This window comes from Pseudomonas sp. NY15437 (assembly GCF_048068435.1).
Lineage (GTDB): Bacteria > Pseudomonadota > Gammaproteobacteria > Pseudomonadales > Pseudomonadaceae > Pseudomonas > Pseudomonas nitroreducens_B.
The window spans coordinates 314,733-336,457 of the sequence record NZ_JBLUQC010000002.1 but is presented as its reverse complement, the minus strand read 5'-3'; the positions used below and the strand labels follow the sequence as shown (position 1 = coordinate 336,457).

Below are 21,725 nucleotides of genomic sequence, written 5' to 3'. Positions count from 1 at the left end.
TTTTTCAATACGCCACGGTAAACCGCTGCTGGTGATGGTTGGCCTGCTCGGCCTCGTCGATCATCGCCACCGCCAGGTCCGGCAGGGAGATGCGGCTCTCGCCGTTGCCGTCGAACAGCACCTGGTCACCGCCGACGCGGAAGCTGCCGGTGCGGGTTTCGCCGTCGAGCAGCATGGCCGGGCTGAGGAAGGCCCAGTCCAGGTCCTTCTCCGCGCGCAGCTGGTCCAGCGCATCGGCCGCCCCCAGCGCGCCCTGTTTCCACTGCTCGGGGAATTCCGGGCTGTCCACCAGGCGCTGGCCGGGGGCGATTTCCAGGCTGCCGGCGCCGCCGAGCACCAGCAGGCGCTTCACCCCGGCGGCCTTCACGCCGTCGAGGATGGCGCGGCTGCCCCTGGCGTGGGCGCCACGGATGTCCGGGTTGCCCCAGCCGGCGTTGAACGCGCTGATCACGGCGTCCTGGCCGGCGACGGCACGGGCGACCTGGGCCGGGTCGTAGACGTCGGCCTGGACGACGTTGAGGCCATCGCGCGCCGGCAGTTTCGCCGGGTCGCGCACCAGCGCGGTCACCTGGTGGCCGCGGCGCAGGGCTTCTTCGAGGAAGTAATGGCCGACGTGGCCGGTGGCGCCGATCAGGGCAATGTTCATGCAATCACCTTTTCGTGGGAGGAGGAGCCGCGCTCAGGTCGGTGAGGGCGGCAGGTGATGCATCTTCGGCCGAGCGCGACGGGGGATAAAGCCACGCCCGCGCCATGCACTCGTAAGCCTGGCTTCACAATCGGCTCAGTGATCGAAGAGCTTCTGCACCACGGAGAAGTCCTGCTCGCCATGCCCCTGCCTGACCAGCAGGCGGTACAGCGCCAGGGCCAGGCTGCCCATGGGCGTGCTGTTGCCGCTGACCTGCGCGGTCTCCTGCGCCAGGCCCAGGTCCTTGGTCATCAGCGCGGCCATGAAGCCGCCGGTGTAGCCACGCGAGGCCGGGGCGTTCTCCATCACGCCGGGCCACGGGTTGTAGACCTCCAGCGCCCAGTTGCCGCCGGAGCTGCGCCGCATGATCTCCGACAGCACCACCGGGTCCAGGCCATTGGTGGCGCCCAGGGCGAGGGATTCGGCGGTGCCGATCATCAGCACGGCGAGCAGCTGGTTGTTGCACACCTTGGCCACTTGCCCGGCACCGTCGCCGCCGGCGTGGAAGATGTTCCGGCCCATGGCGGAGAACACCGGGCGGGCGCGTTCGAGCACCGGGGCGTCGCCGCCGACCATGAAGGTCAGGGTGCCGGCGATGGCGCCGCCGGTGCCGCCGGAGACGGGTGCGTCGAGCATTGGAATCTTGAGTTCGGCGGCGGCCTGGTGGACTTTGCGCGCGGAGGCGGGGGCGATGGTGGAGCATTCCAGCACCAGGGTGCCGGGGGCGGATGTGCGCCAGCAGGCCCTCGTTGCCGAGGTAGAGCCCTTCGACGTGCTGGCTGGCCGGCAACATGGTGATCACCACGTCGGCGCCGTCCACCGCGTCGTGGGCGCTGCGCGCGGCGCTGGCGCCCTGGGCGACCAGGCCGTCGATGGCGCTCTGCACCAGGTCGAACACGCGCAGCAGGTAGCCGGCCTTGATCAGGTTGGCGGCCATGGGCGCGCCCATGTGGCCGAGGCCGATGAAGGCGATGGTTTGCATGCTGGTTTCCTCCTGTTGGACCGCAGATCGTTCCAGCGCCAGGAGAGAAGCCATGCCGGCTCAGGGCGGCAGCTCTCGTAGGGCGCATAACGCGCAAGCGTTATCCGCCGCCCAGGTGGGCGGCGGATAACCTGTTCCAGGTTATGCGCCCTACGCTGCTGTAGGAGCGCCCCTTGGGCGCGATCGCGGGCATGGCCCGCTCCTACAGGGAGAGCAGAGGAGGGACCTACAGGTCCGCCAGCGGATGCTCGCCCTCCCAGGTCGCGTCGAAGTGCGCATTCACCACTGCATCAGGTATGGCAGCGATATCCGGCCAGTGCCAGTGCGGGGTGTTGTCCTTGTCGATCAGCCGCGCCCGCACGCCCTCGGGGAATTCCGGGTGGCGGCAGCAGTTCAGGCTCATCGCGTACTCCATGCGGAACACCTCGGCAGTCGACAGATGGCGCGCGCGGCGGATCTGTTCCCAGACCAGATGAGCGGTCAGCGGGCAGCCGGCGGCCAGCGTCTTCGCGCCCCGGGCGATCAGCGCGTCCTCGTCGTTGGCCAGGGCGGTCAGCGCGTTCCAGGCCTCGGCGATGTTGGCGCAGTCCAGCACCGCGTCCAGGCGCGCGCGGCGCGGCAGCAGCTGGGCCTCGGGCATCTCGCCGCGGGCCTCGTGTTCCAGTGCCTGGAGCAGGCTGTGCAGCTGCACGTCGGCCTGTTCGCGCCAGTTCAGCTGCACCAGGCCGTCGATCAGGTCTTCCTGCTGGGTGTCGAGCAGGAAGCGGTCGGCGAGGTCCAGGTCCAGCGCGTCGCGGGCATTCATCTGCGTCGCGGTGAGGCCCAGGAACAGGCCGAGGCGCCCCGGCAGGCGGGCGAGGAACCAGCTCGCGCCGACATCCGGGTACAGGCCGATGTTCACCTCTGGCATGGCCAGGCGGCTGCTGGGGGTGACGATGCGCACGCCCGCGCCCTGCATCAGGCCCATGCCGCCGCCCATCACGTAGCCGTGGGCCCAGCAGATCAGCGGCTTGGAATAGGTGTGGATGAGGTAGTCCAGGCGGTATTCATCGGCGAAGAAGCGCCGTGCCAGCTCGGGCACCTCGCCGGGCTTCTCGCGGCAGGCATCCACCAGCTTGCGCACGTCGCCGCCGGCGCAGAAGGCCTTGCCGCCGTTGCCGCGCAGCACCACGCAGGCGATCTGCGCATCGTCCTGCCAGACGCGCAGCTGGTGGTTCATCGCCTCGATCATCGGCAGGCTCAGGGCGTTCAGGCTCTTCTCCGCGTCCAGCGTCACCACGCCGATGCGGAAGCCGTGCAGGCCGGGGCGTTCCTCGAACATCACATTCATCGTCAGGCCCTTATTGGTTGCGCCAGTGCGGATCGCGTTTTTCCAGGAAGGCGTTGACGCCTTCGCGGGTGTCGTCGGCATCGAACAGGTCGACGAAGCGCTCGCGTTCTTCCGGCAGCCAGGTGCTCGGGCCGCGTTCGCGGGCGCCCTGGATCAGCGGCTTGATGGTGCGCACCGCCACCGGGCTCTGCCGTGCGACCTTGGCCGCCAGCAGCAGGGCGGTGCCCCGGGCTTCGCCGGTATCCACGACCTGCTCGACGAGGCCGATGCGCAGCGCGGTCTCGGCATCGACCCGCTCGCCGCAGAGGATCATGCGTTTGGCCCAGCCTTCGCCCACCAGCCACGGCAGCGCCTGGGTGCCGCCGGCGCACGGCAGCAGGCCCACGGCGGCTTCGGGCAGGGCCATCTGCGCCTGGCGCTCGGCGATGCGGATATCGCAGGCCAGGGCGCATTCCAGCCCGCCGCCCATGGCGTAGCCGTTGATCGCGGCGATGGAGACGCCGCGGAAGTCGCGCAGCGTTTCGAAGGCCTCGCCGAAGCGGCGCGCCATCTCGCGGGCGCGGGCCTTGTCGCCGTCGGCGAACATGTTCAGGTCGGCGCCGGCGGAGAAGAATTTCGGGCCCTGGCCAGTCACCACCAGGGCGTAGATGTCGTCGTCGCGGTTCAGGTGCTCGACCACCTGGCGCAGGCCGATCAGCGAGTCGCGGTCCCAGGTGTTGGCCGGCGGGTGGTTGATGGTGATCAGCGCGGTGTGGCCGTGTTTTTCCACGGTCAGCTTGTGGGTCAGGTCGAAGACTCCGGGCTTGTAAGGCTCGATGGCATTGCTCATGGGCATCTCCTGTCGGTGCCGCCGGCGGGCGGGCGTATGGGCAAGGACTCTAGGGCCGCGCGGCGGGGCGCGTCCATGTCCGATCTGTTCAGTTGGCGCCCGGCGTGCGGGCGGTTTTTCCAGTGAAGCGGCTCTCGGCTTTTCGTAGGAGCGAGCTTGCTCGCGAACCGACTCCGCAGCGGGGCAGGTTCGCGAGCAAGGGCTAGGCGCCCCTCTCGGTCCTACAGGTGACTCCTTACAACAACCGGTCCAGCATCCCACCCTGCTCCAGCAGGCGGCGGGCGACGATGACCCGCATGATCTCGTTGGTGCCCTCCAGAATCTGGTGCACGCGGCTGTCGCGCACCCAGCGCTCCAGCGGGTAGTCGTTGAGGTAGCCGTAGCCGCCGTGCAGTTGCAGCGCCTCGTTGCACAGGGCGAAGCAGCGGTCGGTGGCGAAGCGCTTGGCCATGGCGCAGTACAGGGTCGCCTCGCCGTCCTTGTGGTCCAGCTTGTGCGCGGCCAGGCGCACCATCTGCCGGCTGGCGGTGAGGTCGGTGAGCATGTCGGCGAGCTTGAACTGCAGCGCCTGGAACTCGGCCAGCGCCTTGCCGAACTGCTTGCGCTCCTCCACGTAGCGCAGCGACTGCTCCAACGCCGCCTGGGCCGCGCCGAGGGAGCAACTGGCAATGTTCAGTCGGCCGCCGTCCAGGCCCTTCATGGCGTAGACGAACCCCTGGCCTTCCGGGCCGATGCGGTTGCCCGCGGGAACGCGCACGCCCTCGAAGGTGATGGTGCGGGTCGGCTGCGCCTTCCAGCCCATCTTGTCCTCGTTGCGGCCATAGCGGATGCCCTCGGCGTTGGCCGGCACCAGGAAGCAGGAGATGCCCTTTGCGCCTTCCTCGCCGGTGCGCGCCATGACGATCAGCACGTCGGTGCTGCCGGCGCCGGAGATGAAGGTCTTGGCGCCGTCCAGCACATAGTCGTCGCCGTCGCGCCTGGCGCGGGTGCGCAGGCGGGCGGCGTCGGAGCCGGCGTCCGGCTCGGTGAGGCAGTAGGAGGCCAGCAGCTCGCCGCCGATCAGCCCCGGCAGCCATTGCTCCTTGAGCGCGGCGTCGCCGAAGCTGGCGAGCATCCAGCTGGCCATGTTGTGGATGGTCATGTAGGCGGTGGTGGCGACGCAGCCGGCGGCCAGTTGCTCGAAGATCAGCGAGGCGGACAGGCGCGACAGGCCCAGGCCGCCGTCTTCCTCGGCGATGTACAGGCCCAGGTAACCCTGCTCGGCGGCGCGGCGGATGACGTCCACCGGGAAGTGGTGCTGGCGGTCCCAGTCGGCGGCGTGGGGCGCCAGTTCGCGGCTGGCGAAGGCGCGGGCGCTGTCCACCAGCAGGCGTTGTTCTTCGGACAGATCGAAATGCATGCAGCTACCTCTGTTTGTTCTTGTTGGCTACCGCTTCGCGCTTGTGGCGCGCGCGCTCCTGGGCGAAGAGGCTCTTGGGTAAAGAGTCCTTCGGTTATAGCCGTTGCGCCGGCCGCTGTGGATTGACGATCTTGGGCTGAGGATGGACGATCTTGGCATTGCCATCGTCGGAACCCGGAGCATGTCCCGTCCCCTGATCTCCACCTGGCCACTGCCGCAGCAGGGCGTGCGCTTCATCACGCCGCCACGCCTGCGCCGCGCCCTGGACCGCCATCCGCTTGGCCAGGCCTGCTATCCATTGGCCCTGGGCTACTACCCGGCGGCGGTGGGGCACCGCATGGAGCGGGAAGACCCGGACGATCACCTGCTGATCTACTGCAGCGCCGGGCACGGCTGGCTGGAAACGGCGGATGGACGATTCGAGGTCGCCGGCGGTGATCTGCTGGTGCTGCCCAAGGGCCGCCCCCACGCTTACGGAGCCGATGCGCAGCGGCCCTGGTCGATCTTCTGGGTGCACCTGGACGGCCGGCTGGCCGAAGACTTCCTGCGGCCCCTCGGCAAGTCGCCGCGCCTGCGGGTGGGCGTGCAACCGCGCCTGCTCGGCGAGTTCGATGCGCTGCTGGCGCTGCGCCGGCAGGGCCTGAGCCTGCCGCACTTCATCCATGCGGCGCATCTGTTGCAGAGCCTGCTGACCTCGTTGGCGCTGCGCCCGGCGCGGGCGCGGCTGAAGTCCGGGCGGGTGCTGGACGTGGAAGCGGTGCAGGCGATGATGCGCGAGCACCTGCACGACGCGCTGAACCTCGACGAGCTGGCCGCGCAGTTCCGCCTGTCGCGCTTTCACTTCGCCAAGACCTACCGGGCGCTGACCGGCCAGGCGCCGATCCAGGATTTCATCCGCCTGAAGATGACCCACGCCTGCCGCTTGCTCGACCAAGGCAACCTGGAGGTGCGCCAGGTCGCCGAACAGCTGGGCTATGCCGATCCGTACTACTTCTCGCGGCTGTTCAAGAGCGTGGTGGGCATGGCGCCCAGTCACTACCGGGCGCTGCACACCGGCTGAGGCCGCCTTGACTTGGCCGGGGCGCTTGCTTAGCGTGCCGGTTCGTTTCACCAGGCAGACGCACCATGACCCACGACGACCGGATCAAGCTGGAACCCAGCTGGAAAGAAGCCCTCCACGAGGAATTCGAAAAACCCTACATGAAGCAGCTGGGTGAATTCCTGCGCGCGGAGAAGGCCGCCGGCAAGGTGATCTTCCCGCCCGGTCCGCTGATCTTCAACGCGCTGAACACCACGCCGCTGGACAAGGTGAAGGTGGTGATCATCGGCCAGGACCCGTACCACGGCCCCGGCCAGGCCCACGGCCTGTGCTTCTCGGTGCAGCCGGGCGTGCCGACGCCGCCGTCGCTGCAGAACATCTACAAAGAGCTGCACCGCGACCTCAACCTGCCCATCCCCAATCACGGCTACCTGCAGCACTGGGCCGAGCAGGGCGTGCTGCTGCTCAACACCTCGCTCACCGTCGAGCAGGCACGCGCCGGCTCGCACGCCCAGGCGGGCTGGGGCCCGTTCACCGACAAGGTGATCGAAGTGGTCAGCCAGCGCTGCGAGAACCTGGTGTTCCTGCTCTGGGGCTCCCACGCGCAGAGCAAGCAGAAGCTGATCGACGCGCAGAAGCACCTGGTGCTCAAGTCCGCGCACCCGTCGCCGCTCTCGGCCTACCGCGGCTTCCTCGGCAACGGCCACTTCAGCCGCACCAACAAGTTCCTCGAACAGCACGGCCTGGCGCCCATCGACTGGTCGCTGCCGCCGGTGTGATACCGATGCTCCGGCGCGCGTGGCTGCTGCTCCTTCCGGGCCTTGTGCTCGGCATGAACGGCCTCGCCGCCGGTTCCCCTCTCGAAGACTATCGCTCCAGCGAGTCGATTCACGGCCTGTACGAGATCGACCAGGCGGCCCGCGCCTTCGTGGCCGCCGAGAACGCCCGCGACAACACCGACTGGGCCGTCGCCGAACCCAATCTCAAGACCCTCGTCGCCCGCTGCTCGGTGCCGCTGGACACCCGCTGGGGTGAGCTTCGCCTGTTCGCGCCGGACGGGCGCGAGCTCAGGCGCAAGGTGGTCGACGTCGTTTGCGCCAAACCCGTCAGTGGCAAGCGCTGGACGGTTTCGCTGCGCGTTTCCCCGACGTCCTGATCCCCAAAAAAAAGAGGCCCGCACGAAGGCGGGCCTTGAAAGTCGCCGCGCGTCTCGACGCGGCGAGCGTGGTTTTGCGTTACGCGGCGTCAGCCAGCGCCTCGCGGGCGCGGCGGGTGCGCTTGCGCCAGGCGCGATACAGCGGCAGGCCGAGCATCAGCGCGACCAGCGCCCAGGTGCCGATGGCAATGGGGCTGGACCAGAGGATGCCCAGCTCGCCGTTGGAGATGGACAGCGCGAGGCGCAGGTTCTGCTCCATCAGCCCGCCGAGGATGAAGCCCAGCAGCAGCGGTGACAGCGGGAAGTCCAGCTTGCGCAGGATGTAGCCGAGGATGCCGATGGCGACCATCAGGAACAGGTCGAAGGTGGTGGCGTGCACGGCGTACACGCCGATGGCGGTGATGATCGCGATGCCCGGCACCAGCGCCCAGTTCGGCACCGAGAGGATGCGGGTGAACACCCGCACCATCGGCACGTTGAGGATGATCAGCATGACGTTGGCGATGAACAGCGAGGCGATCAGGCCCCAGACGATGTTCGGCTGCTCCTGGAACAGCAGCGGGCCGGGGGTGATGTTGTACAGGCTGAGCGCGCCGATCATCACCGCGGTGGTGCCCGAGCCAGGCACGCCGAGGGTCAGCATCGGCACCAGGGCGCCGCAGGCGGAGGCGCCGATGGCGGTTTCCGGGGCGGCCAGGCCACGCAGGTCGCCCTTGCCGAACTTGCCGGTTTCGCCGGCCATTTTCTTCTCGGTCATGTAGGCCACGGCGCTGGCCAGGGTCGCCCCGGCGCCGGGCAGCACGCCCATGATGAAGCCGAGCAGGCCGCAACGAACGTTGACCACGGCCACCGAGGCCGCTTCCTTCAGGTTGAACAGCATCCGCCCGCTGGCTTCGACCATCTTGTGGCCGTGGTGGGTCTTCTCCAGCAGCAGGAGGATTTCGCTCACCGAGAACAGGCCCAGCACCAGCACGACGAACTGGATGCCGTCGGAGACGTGGATGTTGTCGAAGGTGAAGCGGTACACGCCGCTGTTGGCGTCGATCCCGACGCTGGACAGGAACAGCCCGAGCAGCGCCGCCAGCAGCGTCTTCAGCGGACGGTCGCCGGCCAGCCCGCCGAGGGCGACGATGGCGAAGACCATCAGCACGAAGTACTCGGCCGGGCCGAAGGCGATCGCCCATTTCGCCAGCAGCGGGGCGAACAGCACCATGCCGCAGGTGGCGATGAAGGCGCCGATGAAGGAGCTCCACGCCGACAGCGACAGGGCCACGCCGGCCAGGCCGTTGCGGGCCATGGGGTAGCCGTCGAGGGTGGTCATCACGGTGGAGGCTTCGCCGGGGATGTTCAGCAGGATCGAGGAAATCCGCCCGCCGTACTCGCAGCCCAGGTACACGGCGGCCAGCAGGATCAGCGCGGATTCCGGCGGCAGGCCGAGGGCGAAGGCCACCGGGATCAGCAGGGCCACGCCGTTGATGGGGCCCAGGCCCGGCAGCAGGCCGACGACGGTGCCGATCAGGGTGCCGATCAGCGCGGTGATGAGGTTGTACGGGCTCAGGGCAACACCGAAGCCCTGGCCGAGGTAGCTCAACGTATCCATGACTCAGTCCTCAGAGCAGGGGGTCGAGGATGCCCAGCGGCAGCGGGACATCCAGGGTGCGGTCGAACAGCACGTAGAGGCCGATGGCGAGCAGCGTCGCGGTGATCACGCTGGCCACCGGGCGGCCGCCGTAGATCAACGCGATGAAGGTGCCGACCAGGGCGCTCGCCGGGATGAAGCCCAGCGGTTCGAACAGCCCGGCGTAAACGGCCAGCAGCGCGACGCAGAGCACCACCTTGCCGAGCAGCGCGCCTTCCAGGGCGGGTTCGTCGTCCTCGCGCTTGATCGGCGTGGGGCGCGCGATCAGCCAGGCCAGGCCCACGGCCATCAGGCCCAGGCACAGCAGCGGATAGGCGCGCGGGCCGACCGGTTCGTAGGAAAAGGGCGCCTGGAGCTGCCAGGCGATCAGGGCGAAGGCGACGCAGGCGAGCAGCCAGGCGCCGGCGAACAGCCGCTGGAAGAGGCTGGTACGGGACATGGGGAGTCTCCTGGCGCCGCCTTCGCGGAAGGCGGCGCCGCTCAGGACGTTACTGGATGAGGCCGAACTCGCGGGCCAGCTGCTTGTACTGGGCGACCTGCTGCTTCACATAGGCGTCCAGTTCCGGGCCGGTCATGGCGAAGGGGAACAGCTCGCGCTGGTCGCGCAGCTTGGCGAAGTCCTCCGAGGCCAGCAGCTTGTCGAACGAGGCCTTCCAGAACTGGTAGTCCTCGTCGCTCACCTTCGGCCCGACGTAGAAGCCGCGCACCACCGGCCAGACGATGTCGTAGCCCTGTTCCTTGGCGGTGGGGATGTCGGCCATGCCTTCATCCTTCAGGCGCTCCTCGGCGAACACCGCGAGCAGGCGCATCTTGCCGGCGCGGATGTGCGGCATGGAGTCGGAGATGTCCGTGCTGCCCACCTGGATGTGACCGCCCAGCAGGGCCGTGGCGATCTCGCCGCCGCCTTCCAGGGCGACGTAGCGCAACTGCTTGGGATCGATGCCGGCGGCCTTGGCGATCAGCGCGGTCTGCATCCAGTCCTGGCTGCCGACGGTGCCGCCGGAGCCGATCACCACCTTGCTCGGGTCGGCCTTGAGCGCAGCCACCAGGTCGCCGAGGTTCTTGTACGGCGAGTCGCTGGGCACGGCGATGGCGCCGTAGCTGGTGCCCACGGCAGCCAGCCACTTCACGGCGTTTTCATCGAAACGGCCGAACTTGCCCTGGGCCAGGTTGAGCAGCGAGCCGCTGGAGAAGGCGGTGATGGTGTTGCCGTCGGCCGGACGCTGGGCGACCACCGCGTTGTAGGCCACGGCGCCGACGCCGCCGGGCATGTAGGTGACGCGCATCGGCCGGGACAGCAGCTTGCCGTCCACCAGGGCGCTCTGCGCCAGCTTGCAGGTGAGGTCGAAGCCGCCGCCGGGGGAGGCGGGGGCGATGCATTCCGGGCGCTTGGGCTCGGCCATCAGTTGGCTGGCGGCGAGCAGCGTGGCGCCGGCGAGGGTCAGGGTGCGCAGGACGGTGGGCATGGGGCAATTCCTCTTATTGTTGTTGGCTTACCAGATCGCCAGGGAGTAGCTGAGGTAAATACGCGTCTCGTCGGCATCGCGGGCGAAGCTGGAACGGTAGGTGGCGTTGCGCACGCGCACTGCCACGTCCTTGAGCGGGCCGCTCTGGATCACGTACTTGATATCGGTGTTGCGCTCCCATTCCTTGCCGTGACCGTCCATGCCGGTGATTCTGGCATTGTCACCGCTGATGTAGCGGTTCATCAGAGTCAGGCCGGGGATGCCGAACTTGGCGAAGTCGTAGTCGTGGCGCACCTGCCAGGAGCGCTCGTCGGTCTCGGCGAAGTCGCCGACCTGGACGAAGTTGACGAGGTAGGGGTTGCTGCCGTCGATGTAGGGGAAGGCGCTGTCGCCGCTCATCCGCTGCCAGCCGAGGCTGAACTTGTTGGCGCCGATGGCGTAGCCGAGCATGCCGTTGAAGGCGCGGTTGTCGATCTCGCCGCCGCGCGCCTCGCCCTGGTCGTCGCTGATGGCCAGGCGCACATCGGCGCTGAACTTGCCGGGGCCCAGCGGGTAGCTGGCGAGCAGGCCGACGAAGTGCTGGCGGTAGACCTCGTCCAGTTGCGCGTAGTGGTAGCGGCCAGTGAGGTTGTCGGTGAACTGGTAGTCGCCGCCGGCCAGGTCGTAGTGCTTGCCCTCGGCGCTGCCGCCGGAGAAGCGGCGGTTCTTGTTGTTCAGCGCCAGGTCGGTGTAGTCGGTGGAGTCGCGGTCCTTGACCTTTTCCAGGCGGCCGCCGGTGAAGTTCAGGCCCGGCAGGTCGGTGGAGTTGAGCAGGCCGCCTTCGAACGTCTGCGGGAACAGGCGGCTGTCGTTGGGCTGCAGGGTTGGCAGGTCGGGGATCAGGCTGCCGATCTTCAGCTCGGTTTCGGAGGCCTTGAACTTGGCGGTCAGGCCCAGCTTGCTGTACTCGTCGGCGGCGCGGCCGTCATCGTGGGTCGGCAGCAGGCCGGTGCCGGTCCTGTCGGGCGAGGAGTCGAGCTTCAGGCCGAGCATGCCCATGGCATCGAGGCCGACGCCGACGGGGCCGGGGGTGTAGCCGGACTGGAAATCGAGGATGAAGCCCTGCGCCCATTCTTCGCGCTTGGACTGGCCGGCGCCGTCGCGGAAATCACGGTTGAAGTAGATGTTCTGGGTGCTGAGCGTGGCGCTGCTGTCCTCGATGAAGCCGTCGGCTTCGCACAGCGGGGCGACCCCCGCGAATGCCAGCAGGGCAGGGGTCAGACAGCAGGAACTGGGCTTGGTGAAAGCCGGTGCAGCCAAAGGCCGGGCGGTGGGCATCTGTGGTCTCCGTTCTTGTTGTTGTCGCGAAAGGGCACCACGCCGCCTTTCGCTCTGCTGACGGTCTTCGCCGTCGTCGAGTCCGCTGCTCCCGCCGTTGCGCCTGGGCAGTCGGCGCGGAAGAATCGGGGTTGGGAGGCGGCTCGTTGGCGATGCTAACGGGCTAAGCTTTCGCCAGGCTTTCAGTGTCCTTTCGCAGTGATTTCAGCGAATTTCCCCCATTCACAGCGGCGCGCGGATGGGTAAACTGCCGGCCCGAACCTGTAGTCCGAGGGGTAGAAACCCGTGCGAATTCTCCTGGTTGAAGACCACCCGCAACTCGGCGAAAGCGTCGCCCAGGCGCTCAAGGGCGCCGGTTGGACCGTGGACCTGTTGCAGGATGGCGTGGCCGCCGACCTGGCCCTGGCCAGCGAGGACTACGCGCTGGCGATCCTCGATGTCGGCCTGCCGCGGCTGGATGGCTTCCAGGTGCTGGCGCGCCTGCGCGAGCGCGGCAAGACCCTGCCGGTGCTGATGCTCACCGCCCGCGGGGAAGTGCGCGACCGTGTGCACGGGTTGAACCTGGGCGCCGACGATTACCTGGCCAAACCCTTCGAACTCACCGAGCTGGAAGCGCGGGTCAAGGCATTGCTGCGCCGCAGCGTGCTGGGCGGCGAACAGCAACAGCGCTGTGGCGAACTGGTCTATGACCTCGGCGCACGGCGCTTCACCCTGGCGGCGCAGGCGATGAACCTGACCTCCCGCGAGCAGGCCGTGCTCGAGGCGCTGATCGCACGTCCCGGGCGGGTGATGAGCAAGGAACAACTGGCGGCGCAGGTATTCGGCCTGGACCAGGACGCCAGCGCCGATGCCATCGAAATCTACGTGCACCGCCTGCGCAAGAAGCTCGAAGGCAGCTCGGTGCGCATCGTCACCTTCCGTGGCCTGGGTTACCTGCTGGAAGCCCAGGATGGCTGATCGACGCTGGGCCTTGCCCGGCACGGGCAGCCTGCGCGGTCGGCTGCTCTGGCGCCTCGGCGGTCTGCTGCTGGTGCTGCTGCTGATCGGCAGCGCGGCCACCTACTGGCGCGCCCGGCACGCCGCCGACATCGCCTATGACCGCACCCTGCTGGCTTCGGCGCGGGACATCGCCGACGGCCTCTACGCCAGCGACGGCTCGCTGCGGGCCAACGTGCCCTACGTGGCGCTGGACAGCTTCGAGTACGACAGCGCCGGGCGCATCTTCTACCAGGTGATCGACCCCCAGGGGCAGATGATCTCCGGCTACGAGAACCTGCCCGCGCCGCTGCCGACCACGCCGCGCACCGACGATTACCCCGCGCTGGCCAAGTTCTACGACGCCACCTACGAAGGGCAGGGCGTGCGGGTGGTCAGCCTGTTGCAGCCGGTGAGCCAGCCAACGGTCAACGGCATGGCGGAAATCCGCGTCGCCGAGACCCTGGGCGCCCGCGAGCGGCTGGCGCGCAACCTGCTCGCCGACACGCTGCTCAACCTGGCGCTGTCGGCCATCGCCGCGCTGATGATGGTCTGGTACGCGGTGAGCGCCGGCCTGCGCCCGCTCGACCGCCTGCGCGAAGCCGTGGAGGAACGCCAGCCGGACGACCTGCGGCCGTTGCCGGAGGTACGCGTGCAGAAGGAGCTGCGCCCGCTGGTGGCGGCGCTCAACCATTTCACCGTACGCCTGCGCGGGCTGTTCGACCGTCAGTCGCAGTTCATCGCCGAGGCCTCCCATGAGTTGCGCACGCCGCTGGCCGCGCTCAAGGCGCGCCTGGAACTGGGCCTGCGCGAGCAGGACCCGCAGCAGTGGCGGGCGACCCTGGTGGAGGCGGTGCAGAACACCGATCGGGTGACGGGATTGGCCAACCAGCTCCTCTCGCTGGCGCGGGTCGAAAGTGGCGCCCGGGCGATTGCCGAAGGCGCGGGCGAGCGCATCGAACTCGGCCAACTGGCCCGCGAGCTGGGCCTGGCGCTGGCGCCGCTGGCCTATTCGCGCGGGGTGGCGCTGGCCCTGGAAGCGGATGAGCCGGCCTGGGTGAAGGGGGACCCGACCCTGCTCTACGAACTGCTCAGCAACCTGGTGGACAACGCCATTGCCCACGCCCCGGCGGAGGGTAACGTGATCATCCGCGTGCGCTCGCCGGCGGAGCTGGAGGTGGAGGATGACGGCCCCGGTATTCCGGCGGAGGAGCGCGACAAGGTGTTCCGCCGCTTCTACCGCCGCCGCCAGCAGGGCACCGGCCTGGGCCTGGCCATCGTCGGTGAGATCTGCAGTGCGCACCGCGCGCGGATCGAGCTGGGGCAGGGCGCGCTGGGCGGGTTGCTGGTGCGCGTGACCTTCCCGGCGGAAAACGCCTGAACCGGAAACGCGAAACCCGCCGGTGAGGGCGGGTTTCGGTGTGGCCTGTAGGAGCGAGCTTGCTCGCGAACCGAGCGTTCCCGCAACGCCGCTGCCTTGCGGGTTCGCGAGCAAGCTCGCTCCTACGAAGAGCAGGGGCTTCCGGGCGTTTCCGGTTACTGCAACATGCTCATCGCCGCTTCCATCGCGGCGGAGAGGTCTTCGTCTTCCTTCACGTCCGCCTTCGGGTCCAGGCCCAGCTTGGCGAAGGCCGGAATGGCCGCCCAGTCCAGCTCGGTGTAGGGGTGCTGGCTTCCCAGGTAGCTCTGCAGGGTGGCGACCTGGACGATGTCCACGTAGTCCACCTTGGCCGAGTCGCGGCTGAAGTCCAGGTGCTGGCCCGGCACGGCGGCGATCGGCGCCGGGAAGTCCCAGGCCTTGAGAATGCGGTCGCCGATGATCGGGTGGATGCGCTCGATCACGTGGTTGAGGCTGATGGAATCGGCCAGCAGCTCGCTGTGGTCCTCGGCGTAGGTGAGGATCGGCAGCACGCCGATCTGGTGCACCAGGCCGGCGAGGGTCGCCTGGTCCGGCGCCAGGCGCGTGTAGTGGCGGCACAGGGCGTGGCAGATGCCGGCGATCTCGGTGCTCTTGGTCCACACCTCGCGCATCTTGCGGTCGACCACATCGGAAGTGGCCTGGAACATCTGCTCCATCGCAAGGCCGGTGGCCAGGTTGCAGGTGTAGTTGATGCCCAGACGGCTGATCGCCATCTGCAGATCGTTGATTTCCTTGTTGGTGCGCAGCAGCGGGCTGTTCACCACCTTGATGATGCGCGCGGTCAGGGCGGCATCGTTGCCGATTACCTTGGCCAGATCCTGGATGCTGATGTCGGGGTTTTCCGCCGCTTCGCGGACGCGCAGAGCGACTTCCGGCAGTGTCGGCAGCACCAGTTCATCGTTGTCGATGGCCCGCAGCAGTTCCTGTTGTACTTTTTCGGCAAGCTTGCTCATGGCGTTTCCTGTGAGGGGCGCCGGGCTCCCCGCCCGGCACGAAAGTCAGCGCTGGATCTCGCGGTCGCTGTCCAGAACGTAAGGCAAATCCAGCAGGCGCAGGGGCTGGTCGTCGCCCAGGCGCACATTGCCGTCGGCGGCGGCGTCGTCCTGCAGCACGGCCAGCAGCTCCACGCCATCTTCTGCACGGGCGGCCAGCACCACTTCGCCGACGCTGGTGCTGTGCACCGGCGAGAACAGCTCGCAGCCCGGCTCCGGCAGTTCGCCGCCGTCGAGTTTCAGGCGCTGCAGGCGGCGCTTGAGGCGGCCGAGGTACTGCATGCGCGCGACGATTTCCTGGCCGGTGTAGCAGCCCTTCTTGAAGCTCACGCCGCCCACGGCCTGCAGGTTGATCATCTGCGGGATGAACAGCTCGCGGGTGGCGCCGAACACCTGGCCGACCCCGGCGCGCACCTGGCCCAGCAGCCAGTCGTTGAGCTCGGCGTGGGCCAGGCGGGCCTGCAGCAGGTCGATCAGGGCGGCGGCGCGCTCGGCCGGCACCCAGAGTTCGACGCGGCCCTGGCCGAGGCCGACGGCGATCAGGCCATCGGCCCGCGCCACCTGGTCGGCGTCGCCGGACAGCTCCAGGCCCAGTTCGGCGAGGATGGCGTCCGCGCCGCCCAGGCCGAAACGCGCCCACTGGGCGCTGTCATCGGACAGCGTGGCCTTGGAGAACACCGCGTACTTCTTCAGGTCCGCCAGTTGGCTGTCCAGCAGGTCCTTGGCCATGGCCAGCAGGAAACCGTCGCCCTCGGCGAGGATACGGAAGCTGGACGTCATGCGGCCCTTGGGTGTGCAGCGGGCGCCCAGGCTGGAATGGTCGGCGGTGAGGTAGTTGAGGTTGCAGGTCAGCTGGCCCTGGAGGAATTTGGCGGCGTCCGCGCCACGGACGGCGAGAATCCCTTCGTGATTGAGTTCGGTGTAGAAAGCAGAGTCGGTCATCACGATTCGCTGGAAGAAAGTTAGGGGACTCATGATAGAGCCCAGGCCACGCCTTGTCAGCGGGTGCCGGGGAGCCTGCTCATGCGTATAATGCCGCTCGGCTCGCGCCGTCCGTCGACTTCGCGAGCGCCACGCCGTATTCGCCCGCTGTTAATCGAGGTGCCCGCAGATGACCGACGAAACCGAACTCAAACGCCTTTTCTGGCACAGCCGCCGCGGCATGCTGGAACTGGACGTCCTGCTGGTGCCCTTTGTCCAGGAAGTCTATCCGGGCCTGCCGGCCGAGGATCAGGCGCGCTTCCGCAAGCTGCTGGAATGCGAGGACCAGGACATGTTCGGCTGGTTCATGCAGCGCGGCGAGCCGGAAGATGCCGACCTGCGCATCATCGTTCGCATGATCCTGGACCGTGTCCAGCCCAAGTGAGCCCTTCGAGTGCCGCTGGCAGCCGTCCATCGGTTTGCTCGCGGCCTACCTCGCCGCGCAGTGCGGTGCCGTCCTGGCGCTGCTGCTGGCGGAGATTCCCCTGCACTGGAAAACGTTCGGCCTGAGTCTCTGCCTGCTGCATGCCTGCTGGGTGGTGCCGCGGCGGATTCTATTGCGCGCGCCGGATTCGTTACGTGCGCTGCGCCACAACGCCGACGGCTGGCAGCTGTGGAGCGAGCGGGATGGTTTCCAGCCGGTGCGCCTGCTGCCGGACAGCCTGGCGCTGCCGACATTGATCGTCCTGCGTTTCCGGCGTCCCGGCGACTGGCTGGCGCGCAGCGTCTGCGTCCCGGCCGATGCCCTGGCGCCGGAGTTGCACCGGCGCCTGCGCGTGCGGTTGCGCTTCAGCCGCAGTAGGTGGACGGCGCCAGGATAGTGTCGCGGGCCTCGGGCAGCAGGTCCGGATAGTCCAGTGTGTAGTGCAGGCCGCGGCTTTCGTGGCGCTGCATCGCGGAGAGGATGATCAGCTCGGCCACCTGGGCCAGGTTGCGCAGCTCGATGAGGTCGCGGCTGACCTTGTAGTTCGAGTAGAACTCGTCGATCTCGTCCAGCAACAGGCGCACCCGGTGCTGCGCGCGGGCCAGGCGCTTGTTGGTGCGCACGATGCCCACGTAGTCCCACATGAAGCGCCGCAATTCGTCCCAGTTGTGGGCGATGATCACGTCCTCGTCCGAGTCGGTCACCTGGCTGGCGTCCCAGCACGGCAGCGCGACCAGGTCCTGCGCCTTGGGCAGTTCGGCCAGGATGTCGGCGGCCGCGGAGCGGGCGTAGACGAAGCACTCCAGCAGCGAATTGCTGGCCATGCGGTTGGCGCCGTGCAGGCCGGTGAAGGTGGTTTCGCCAATGGCGTAGAGGTTCGGCACGTCGGTGCGGCCCTGGGAATCCACCACCACGCCGCCACAGGTGTAGTGCGCCGCCGGCACCACCGGAATCGGTTCGCAGGTGATGTCGATGCCGAAGTCCAGGCAGCGCTCGTAGACGGTGGGGAAGTGCTCGCGGATGAACTCGGCCGGCTTGTGGCTGATGTCCAGGTAGACGTAATCGATACCCAGGCGCTTCATCTCGTGGTCGATGGCGCGGGCCACCACGTCGCGCGGGGCGAGTTCGCCCAGGGCGTGGAAGCGCGGCATGAAGCGCTCGCCATTGGGCAGGCGGAGCAGGGCGCCTTCGCCGCGCAGCGCCTCGGTGATCAGGAAGCTCTTGGCCTGCGGGTGGTACAGGCAGGTCGGGTGGAACTGGTTGAATTCCAGGTTGCCCACCCGGCAGCCGGCGCGCCAGGCCATGGCGATGCCGTCGCCGGAGTTGCCATCGGGGTTGCTGGTATAGAGGTAGACCTTGCTGGCGCCGCCGGAGGCGAGCACGGTGAAGCGCGCGCTGAAGGTGTCCACCTCGCCGGTCGCGCGATCCAGCACGTAGGCGCCCAGGCAGCGCTGGCCGTTCATGCCCAGCTTGCGCTCGGTGATCAGGTCGACGGCGACGCGTTGCGACAGCAGCTCGATGTTCGGCCGCTGGCGCGCCTGCTCCAGCAGGGTATTGAAGATCGCCGCGCCGGTGGCATCGGCGGCATGGATGATGCGCCGGTGACTATGGCCACCCTCGCGGGTCAGGTGGAATTCGAAACCGCCGTCTTCGCGGCCCGGTTCATGGTCGCGGGTGAACGGCACGCCCTGTTCGATCAGCCACTGGATGGCCTCGCGGCTATGCTCGACGGTGAATTTCACCGCGTCCTCGCGGCACAGGCCGGCGCCGGCGACCAGGGTGTCCTCGACGTGGGACTCGACGGTATCGGTGTCATCCAGCACGGCCGCGACCCCGCCCTGGGCCCAGAAGGTGGAGCCCTGGGACAACTCGCCCTTGCTCAGCACGGCGATCTTCAGGTGCGAAGGCAGCGTCAACGCCAGCGTCAGGCCGGCGGCCCCGCTGCCGATCACTAGGACATCGTGCTGGAAATGCTGACTCATACCCGGCTCCACAAAATGGCGCCCTAGTATATAGAAGGGGGCCACGGCACAATACTGGCGAACCGATGACACCGAAGACGCCCGCGCTGGGGCGGCGGTCGCAGGGCGGGAGACATTCTTCCCCGCTCAAGCCGGCCTGACGGGCGCCGAGGGTGACATCGAAGTGATTGAAGGATCACGGCAAATCACCGGAACTTTTTCAGGGGTTCCGGTTCGAACCCGGAATACCCATTCAACTTTGCGCGCAGATTGACATTGCGCGGAAGGGGAGCGGGTGTTCCGCCCGGTACAGTTGAATTTGACGGGCTTCGGACGCATGTCGGGGTCCGATTGCCACAAATGTGAAAAAACTGTGCGGCGCATGCTTGGAGGGGAGAACTTTTGCAAAAGACCCGAGTCTATCTTGGCAGGACGATTTACCAGGGTGCTCGATGCTCCTCCAGGTTTTCAGAGGAGCATTCATGCTAACCCAGGAACAGGATCAGCAACTGGTTGAACGGGTACAGCGCGGAGACAAACGGGCTTTCGACCTGCTGGTGCTGAAGTACCAGCACAAGATTCTGGGGCTCATCGTGCGGTTCGTGCACGACGCCCAGGAAGCCCAGGACGTTGCACAGGAAGCATTCATCAAGGCGTATCGCGCCTTGGGTAACTTCCGGGGTGACAGTGCCTTTTATACCTGGCTGTACCGTATCGCCATCAACACCGCGAAGAACCACCTGGTGGCGCGCGGTCGGCGGCCGCCGGACAGCGATGTCACGGCAGAGGACGCGGAGTTCTTCGACGGCGACCATGCCCTGAAGGACATCGAGTCGCCGGAAAGAGCCATGCTGCGGGATGAGATCGAGGAAACGGTCCATCGCACCATCCAGCAGCTGCCCGATGATTTGCGCACGGCATTGACCCTGCGCGAGTTCGAAGGCCTGAGTTACGAAGATATCGCCACCGTGATGCAGTGTCCGGTGGGAACCGTCCGCTCACGGATTTTCCGTGCGCGGGAAGCGATCGACAAAGCTTTGCAGCCTTTGTTGCATGATGAAGTCTGATACAGCGGCAGAAGCCAAGAGAGGTACCGCTATGAGTCGTGAAGCCCTGCAGGAGTCGCTGTCCGCTGTTATGGATAACGAAGCGGATGAGCTGGAGCTGCGGCGTGTGCTTGCAGCCTGCGGCGAGGACGCCGAATTGCGGGCCACCTGGTCCCGTTACCAACTGGCTCGTGCAGTGATGCACCGCGAGCCAGCCCTGCCCAAACTGGACATCGCCGCCGCCGTGTCCGCCGCGCTGGCCGATGAGGCCGCCCCGGCGGTGCGCAGCCGCAACCCGTGGCGCAATGTCGGCCGACTGGCCGTCGCCGCCTCGGTGACGCTGGCCGTGCTGGCCGGTGTGCGCCTGTACCACCAGGATGACAGTGTCGCCAGCGGCCTTGCCCAGCAAGGCGCCACCCCGCAGATCGCCCTGCCGCAAGTGCAAGGCCCGGCGGTGCTGGCAGGCTACACTCAGGACGAGGCGCCGCAGGTGATCACCAATGCCCAGGGCGGGCAGACCACCTGGCATGAGCAGCGCCTTCCGGGTTACCTGCGTCAACACGCGCAGCAGTCCGCCGTCAGCGGCACCGACAGCGCCCTGCCTTACGCACGCGCCGCGAGCCTGGAAGACCGCTGATTTGCGACCTTAAGGAGCGACATGCGCGCAACCACAGCACTGTTGTTCTTCCTCGGCGGTCTGCTGGCAGTGCCAGTTCAGGCCGCCGATGCGTTGGACTGGATCAAGCGCCTCTCCGAGGCTGATCAGCAGCAGAACTTCCAGGGTACCTTCATCTACGAACGCAGCGGAGCCTTCTCCACCCACGATGTCTGGCATCGGGTGGAGAGCGACGGTTCCGTGCGCGAGCACCTGGTCCAGGTCGATGGGCCGCGCCAGGAAGTGGTGCGCGTCGACGGCGCCACCCAGTGCGTGGCGGGCGGCATGTCCGGGCAGGTGTCGACCGGCGAGATGTGGCCGGCGCGCAAGCTCGATCCGACTGAATTGTCCAGTTACTACGACGTCCGCGTGGCCGGCGAATCGCGCATTGCCGATCGCCCGGCGGTGGTCCTGGCGGTGATCCCGCGCGACCAGCACCGCTACGGCTTCGAACTGCACGTGGACAAGCAGACCGGCCTGCCGCTCAAGTCCCTGCTGCTCAACGACAAGGGCCAGATCATCGAGCGCCTGCAGTTCACCCGCATCGACATGGCAGCCCCGGACGACGGCGAGTTGCAGCCGACCGCGGCCTGCAAGCCGGTGAAGGAAGCCAAGGTCGCCGAAGTGAAAACCAGCTGGCATTCCGAATGGGTGCCGCCGGGCTTCACGCTCAACAGCACCTTGCAGGAACGCAGCCCGGTCTCCAATGACCAGGTCCTGTGCCTCGCCTATGGCGACGGCCTGGCGCGCTTCTCGGTGTTCCTCGAGCCGTTGCACGGCGCCAAGGTCGACGATGCCCGCACCCAGCTGGGCCCGACCACCGTGGTGTCGAGGCGGTTCGCCAGCGACGATGGCGGCACCATGGTGACCGTGGTCGGCGAGATACCCAGCGGCACCGCCGAACGCGTGGCGTTGTCCATGCGGCCAACGGGAGCCAAGGCTCAGTGATCCACGAGCGGGGGAGGGTGATTGCGGTCGAGGCTGGCGCTGTCCAGGTCGAAACGCTGCGCCGCTCCACCTGCTCGGGTTGTTCGGCCAACGCCGGTTGCGGCCGGGGCCTGCTCGATCGACTGGGTATTGCGCGAGATCGCGGCCAGGTCCGTACGCTCCCCTCGCAGCGTGTCGCTGCGCTGCAACTGTCGCCCGGCGACGACATCGTGCTGGGCATCGGCGAAGACCTTCTGCTCAAACATGCCCTGCTTCTCTATCTTGCCCCTCTGCTAGGGTTACTGGCGTTGTCCCTGCTGGCAGCGCAGTTCGGCGGCGGGGAACCTCTTATCATCGTGGCCGGGTTGGCGGGTTTCCTGCTGACCTGGCTGCTCGTGCGTCGCCATGCGCGACGCCACATGGATGATCCGGCGATGCAACCGGTTGTGCTGCGTGCGCCGGTCGGTGGGCCGCCCGGCCCTGTATAGTGATTTTCCCAATC

General features: G+C 67.6%; 22 protein-coding genes and 1 pseudogene. 11 read left to right on the top strand and 12 right to left on the bottom strand.

Annotated features, from left to right (window positions below):
• Positions 1-4: 4 nt before the first annotated feature.
• The 5 genes and pseudogenes from ACNFIA_RS05700 to ACNFIA_RS05680 all read right to left on the bottom strand — a co-directional run bounded on the left by ACNFIA_RS05700 (position 5) and on the right by ACNFIA_RS05680 (position 5,225).
• Positions 5-646: an NAD(P)-dependent oxidoreductase gene (locus tag ACNFIA_RS05700; protein ID WP_416783355.1), complete on the bottom strand. Its 642-nt coding sequence runs from the start codon at positions 644-646 to the stop codon at positions 5-7.
• Between the two features lie 135 nt (positions 647-781).
• A pseudogene (mmsB, locus tag ACNFIA_RS05695) lies at positions 782-1,667 on the bottom strand (3-hydroxyisobutyrate dehydrogenase).
• A gap of 226 nt (positions 1,668-1,893) precedes the next feature.
• Positions 1,894-2,997, bottom strand: a complete 1,104-nt coding sequence (locus ACNFIA_RS05690) for an enoyl-CoA hydratase/isomerase family protein (protein ID WP_416783353.1) — start codon at positions 2,995-2,997, stop codon at positions 1,894-1,896.
• A gap of 10 nt (positions 2,998-3,007) precedes the next feature.
• On the bottom strand, positions 3,008-3,826 hold the full coding sequence (locus tag ACNFIA_RS05685) for an enoyl-CoA hydratase (protein WP_259753304.1): 819 nt from the start codon (positions 3,824-3,826) through the stop codon (positions 3,008-3,010).
• A 235-nt stretch (positions 3,827-4,061) separates the two neighbouring features.
• The gene (locus ACNFIA_RS05680) at positions 4,062-5,225 is read right to left on the bottom strand and encodes an isobutyryl-CoA dehydrogenase (protein ID WP_416783351.1); all 1,164 of its coding nucleotides are present in this window, start codon (positions 5,223-5,225) and stop codon (positions 4,062-4,064) included.
• Between the two features lie 181 nt (positions 5,226-5,406).
• On the opposite strand from ACNFIA_RS05680, the gene ACNFIA_RS05675 reads away from it, so the two are divergent.
• The 3 genes from ACNFIA_RS05675 to ACNFIA_RS05665 all read left to right on the top strand — a co-directional run bounded on the left by ACNFIA_RS05675 (position 5,407) and on the right by ACNFIA_RS05665 (position 7,420).
• Entirely contained in the window at positions 5,407-6,285 is an 879-nt protein-coding gene (locus tag ACNFIA_RS05675) for an AraC family transcriptional regulator (RefSeq protein ID WP_259753306.1), read from the top strand.
• 65 nt (positions 6,286-6,350) lie between these two features.
• A complete protein-coding gene (ung, locus tag ACNFIA_RS05670) occupies positions 6,351-7,043 on the top strand; it encodes a uracil-DNA glycosylase (protein WP_259753307.1) in 693 nt (230 codons plus the stop codon).
• A 53-nt stretch (positions 7,044-7,096) separates the two neighbouring features.
• Positions 7,097-7,420, top strand: coding sequence for a hypothetical protein (locus ACNFIA_RS05665; RefSeq protein ID WP_416783349.1), 324 nt, complete (start codon positions 7,097-7,099; stop codon positions 7,418-7,420).
• A gap of 79 nt (positions 7,421-7,499) precedes the next feature.
• Here the strand turns inward: ACNFIA_RS05665 and ACNFIA_RS05660 are convergent, their stop codons facing one another.
• Genes ACNFIA_RS05660 through ACNFIA_RS05645 form a run of 4 tightly spaced genes read right to left on the bottom strand, consistent with a single transcriptional unit; the run spans position 7,500 to position 11,842 of the window.
• Entirely contained in the window at positions 7,500-9,020 is a 1,521-nt protein-coding gene (locus tag ACNFIA_RS05660; RefSeq protein ID WP_416783347.1) for a tripartite tricarboxylate transporter permease, read from the bottom strand.
• A gap of 10 nt (positions 9,021-9,030) precedes the next feature.
• A complete protein-coding gene (locus ACNFIA_RS05655; protein WP_416783346.1) occupies positions 9,031-9,498 on the bottom strand; it encodes a tripartite tricarboxylate transporter TctB family protein in 468 nt (155 codons plus the stop codon).
• 49 nt (positions 9,499-9,547) lie between these two features.
• A complete protein-coding gene (locus ACNFIA_RS05650; RefSeq protein WP_259753316.1) occupies positions 9,548-10,525 on the bottom strand; it encodes a Bug family tripartite tricarboxylate transporter substrate binding protein in 978 nt (325 codons plus the stop codon).
• A 27-nt stretch (positions 10,526-10,552) separates the two neighbouring features.
• On the bottom strand, positions 10,553-11,842 hold the full coding sequence (locus ACNFIA_RS05645) for an OprD family porin (RefSeq protein ID WP_416783344.1): 1,290 nt from the start codon (positions 11,840-11,842) through the stop codon (positions 10,553-10,555).
• A gap of 285 nt (positions 11,843-12,127) precedes the next feature.
• Here ACNFIA_RS05645 and ACNFIA_RS05640 point away from each other — a divergent pair, with 285 nt between their 5' ends.
• Positions 12,128-12,799, top strand: coding sequence for a response regulator (locus ACNFIA_RS05640; protein WP_416783342.1), 672 nt, complete (start codon positions 12,128-12,130; stop codon positions 12,797-12,799).
• Between the two features lie 13 nt (positions 12,800-12,812).
• Entirely contained in the window at positions 12,813-14,198 is a 1,386-nt protein-coding gene (locus tag ACNFIA_RS05635; RefSeq protein WP_259759568.1) for a sensor histidine kinase, read from the top strand.
• A gap of 155 nt (positions 14,199-14,353) precedes the next feature.
• Here ACNFIA_RS05635 and ACNFIA_RS05630 read toward each other — a convergent pair whose 3' ends face one another.
• Both ACNFIA_RS05630 and ACNFIA_RS05625 read right to left on the bottom strand, forming a co-directional pair.
• A complete protein-coding gene (locus tag ACNFIA_RS05630) occupies positions 14,354-15,190 on the bottom strand; it encodes an HDOD domain-containing protein (RefSeq protein WP_259753318.1) in 837 nt (278 codons plus the stop codon).
• Positions 15,191-15,235: 45 nt separating this feature from the next.
• Positions 15,236-16,171, bottom strand: a complete 936-nt coding sequence (locus tag ACNFIA_RS05625; protein WP_416783340.1) for a YgfZ/GcvT domain-containing protein — start codon at positions 16,169-16,171, stop codon at positions 15,236-15,238.
• A 169-nt stretch (positions 16,172-16,340) separates the two neighbouring features.
• Here ACNFIA_RS05625 and ACNFIA_RS05620 point away from each other — a divergent pair, with 169 nt between their 5' ends.
• Together ACNFIA_RS05620 and ACNFIA_RS05615 are read left to right on the top strand one after the other, a co-directional pair.
• Complete coding sequence (locus ACNFIA_RS05620) at positions 16,341-16,595, top strand: succinate dehydrogenase assembly factor 2 (protein WP_017516651.1); 255 nt, start codon at positions 16,341-16,343, stop codon at positions 16,593-16,595.
• Positions 16,579-17,031: a protein YgfX gene (locus ACNFIA_RS05615; RefSeq protein ID WP_416783338.1), complete on the top strand. Its 453-nt coding sequence runs from the start codon at positions 16,579-16,581 to the stop codon at positions 17,029-17,031. The genes ACNFIA_RS05620 and ACNFIA_RS05615 overlap by 17 nt, the downstream gene beginning before the upstream one ends.
• On the opposite strand, the gene nadB is transcribed toward ACNFIA_RS05615, so the two are convergent.
• The gene (gene nadB / locus ACNFIA_RS05610) at positions 17,000-18,616 is read right to left on the bottom strand and encodes an L-aspartate oxidase (protein WP_416783337.1); all 1,617 of its coding nucleotides are present in this window, start codon (positions 18,614-18,616) and stop codon (positions 17,000-17,002) included. The two genes, ACNFIA_RS05615 and nadB, sit on opposite strands and share 32 nt — an antisense overlap.
• A 461-nt stretch (positions 18,617-19,077) precedes the next feature.
• Here nadB and rpoE point away from each other — a divergent pair, with 461 nt between their 5' ends.
• From rpoE to ACNFIA_RS05590, 4 genes are read left to right on the top strand one after another with little or no spacing between them, the layout of a single operon-like run.
• Positions 19,078-19,662: an RNA polymerase sigma factor RpoE gene (gene rpoE / locus ACNFIA_RS05605; protein ID WP_017516654.1), complete on the top strand. Its 585-nt coding sequence runs from the start codon at positions 19,078-19,080 to the stop codon at positions 19,660-19,662.
• Between the two features lie 31 nt (positions 19,663-19,693).
• Positions 19,694-20,278, top strand: a complete 585-nt coding sequence (locus ACNFIA_RS05600) for a sigma-E factor negative regulatory protein (protein ID WP_259753321.1) — start codon at positions 19,694-19,696, stop codon at positions 20,276-20,278.
• 21 nt (positions 20,279-20,299) lie between these two features.
• Positions 20,300-21,244 carry a MucB/RseB C-terminal domain-containing protein gene (locus tag ACNFIA_RS05595; protein WP_259753322.1) on the top strand — a complete coding sequence of 315 codons (945 nt, stop codon included), beginning with the start codon at positions 20,300-20,302 and terminating at the stop codon, positions 21,242-21,244.
• On the top strand, positions 21,241-21,711 hold the full coding sequence (locus tag ACNFIA_RS05590) for a SoxR reducing system RseC family protein (RefSeq protein WP_416783334.1): 471 nt from the start codon (positions 21,241-21,243) through the stop codon (positions 21,709-21,711). Before ACNFIA_RS05595 ends, ACNFIA_RS05590 begins: the two co-directional genes overlap by 4 nt.
• The last annotated feature ends 14 nt before the right edge of the window (positions 21,712-21,725 follow it).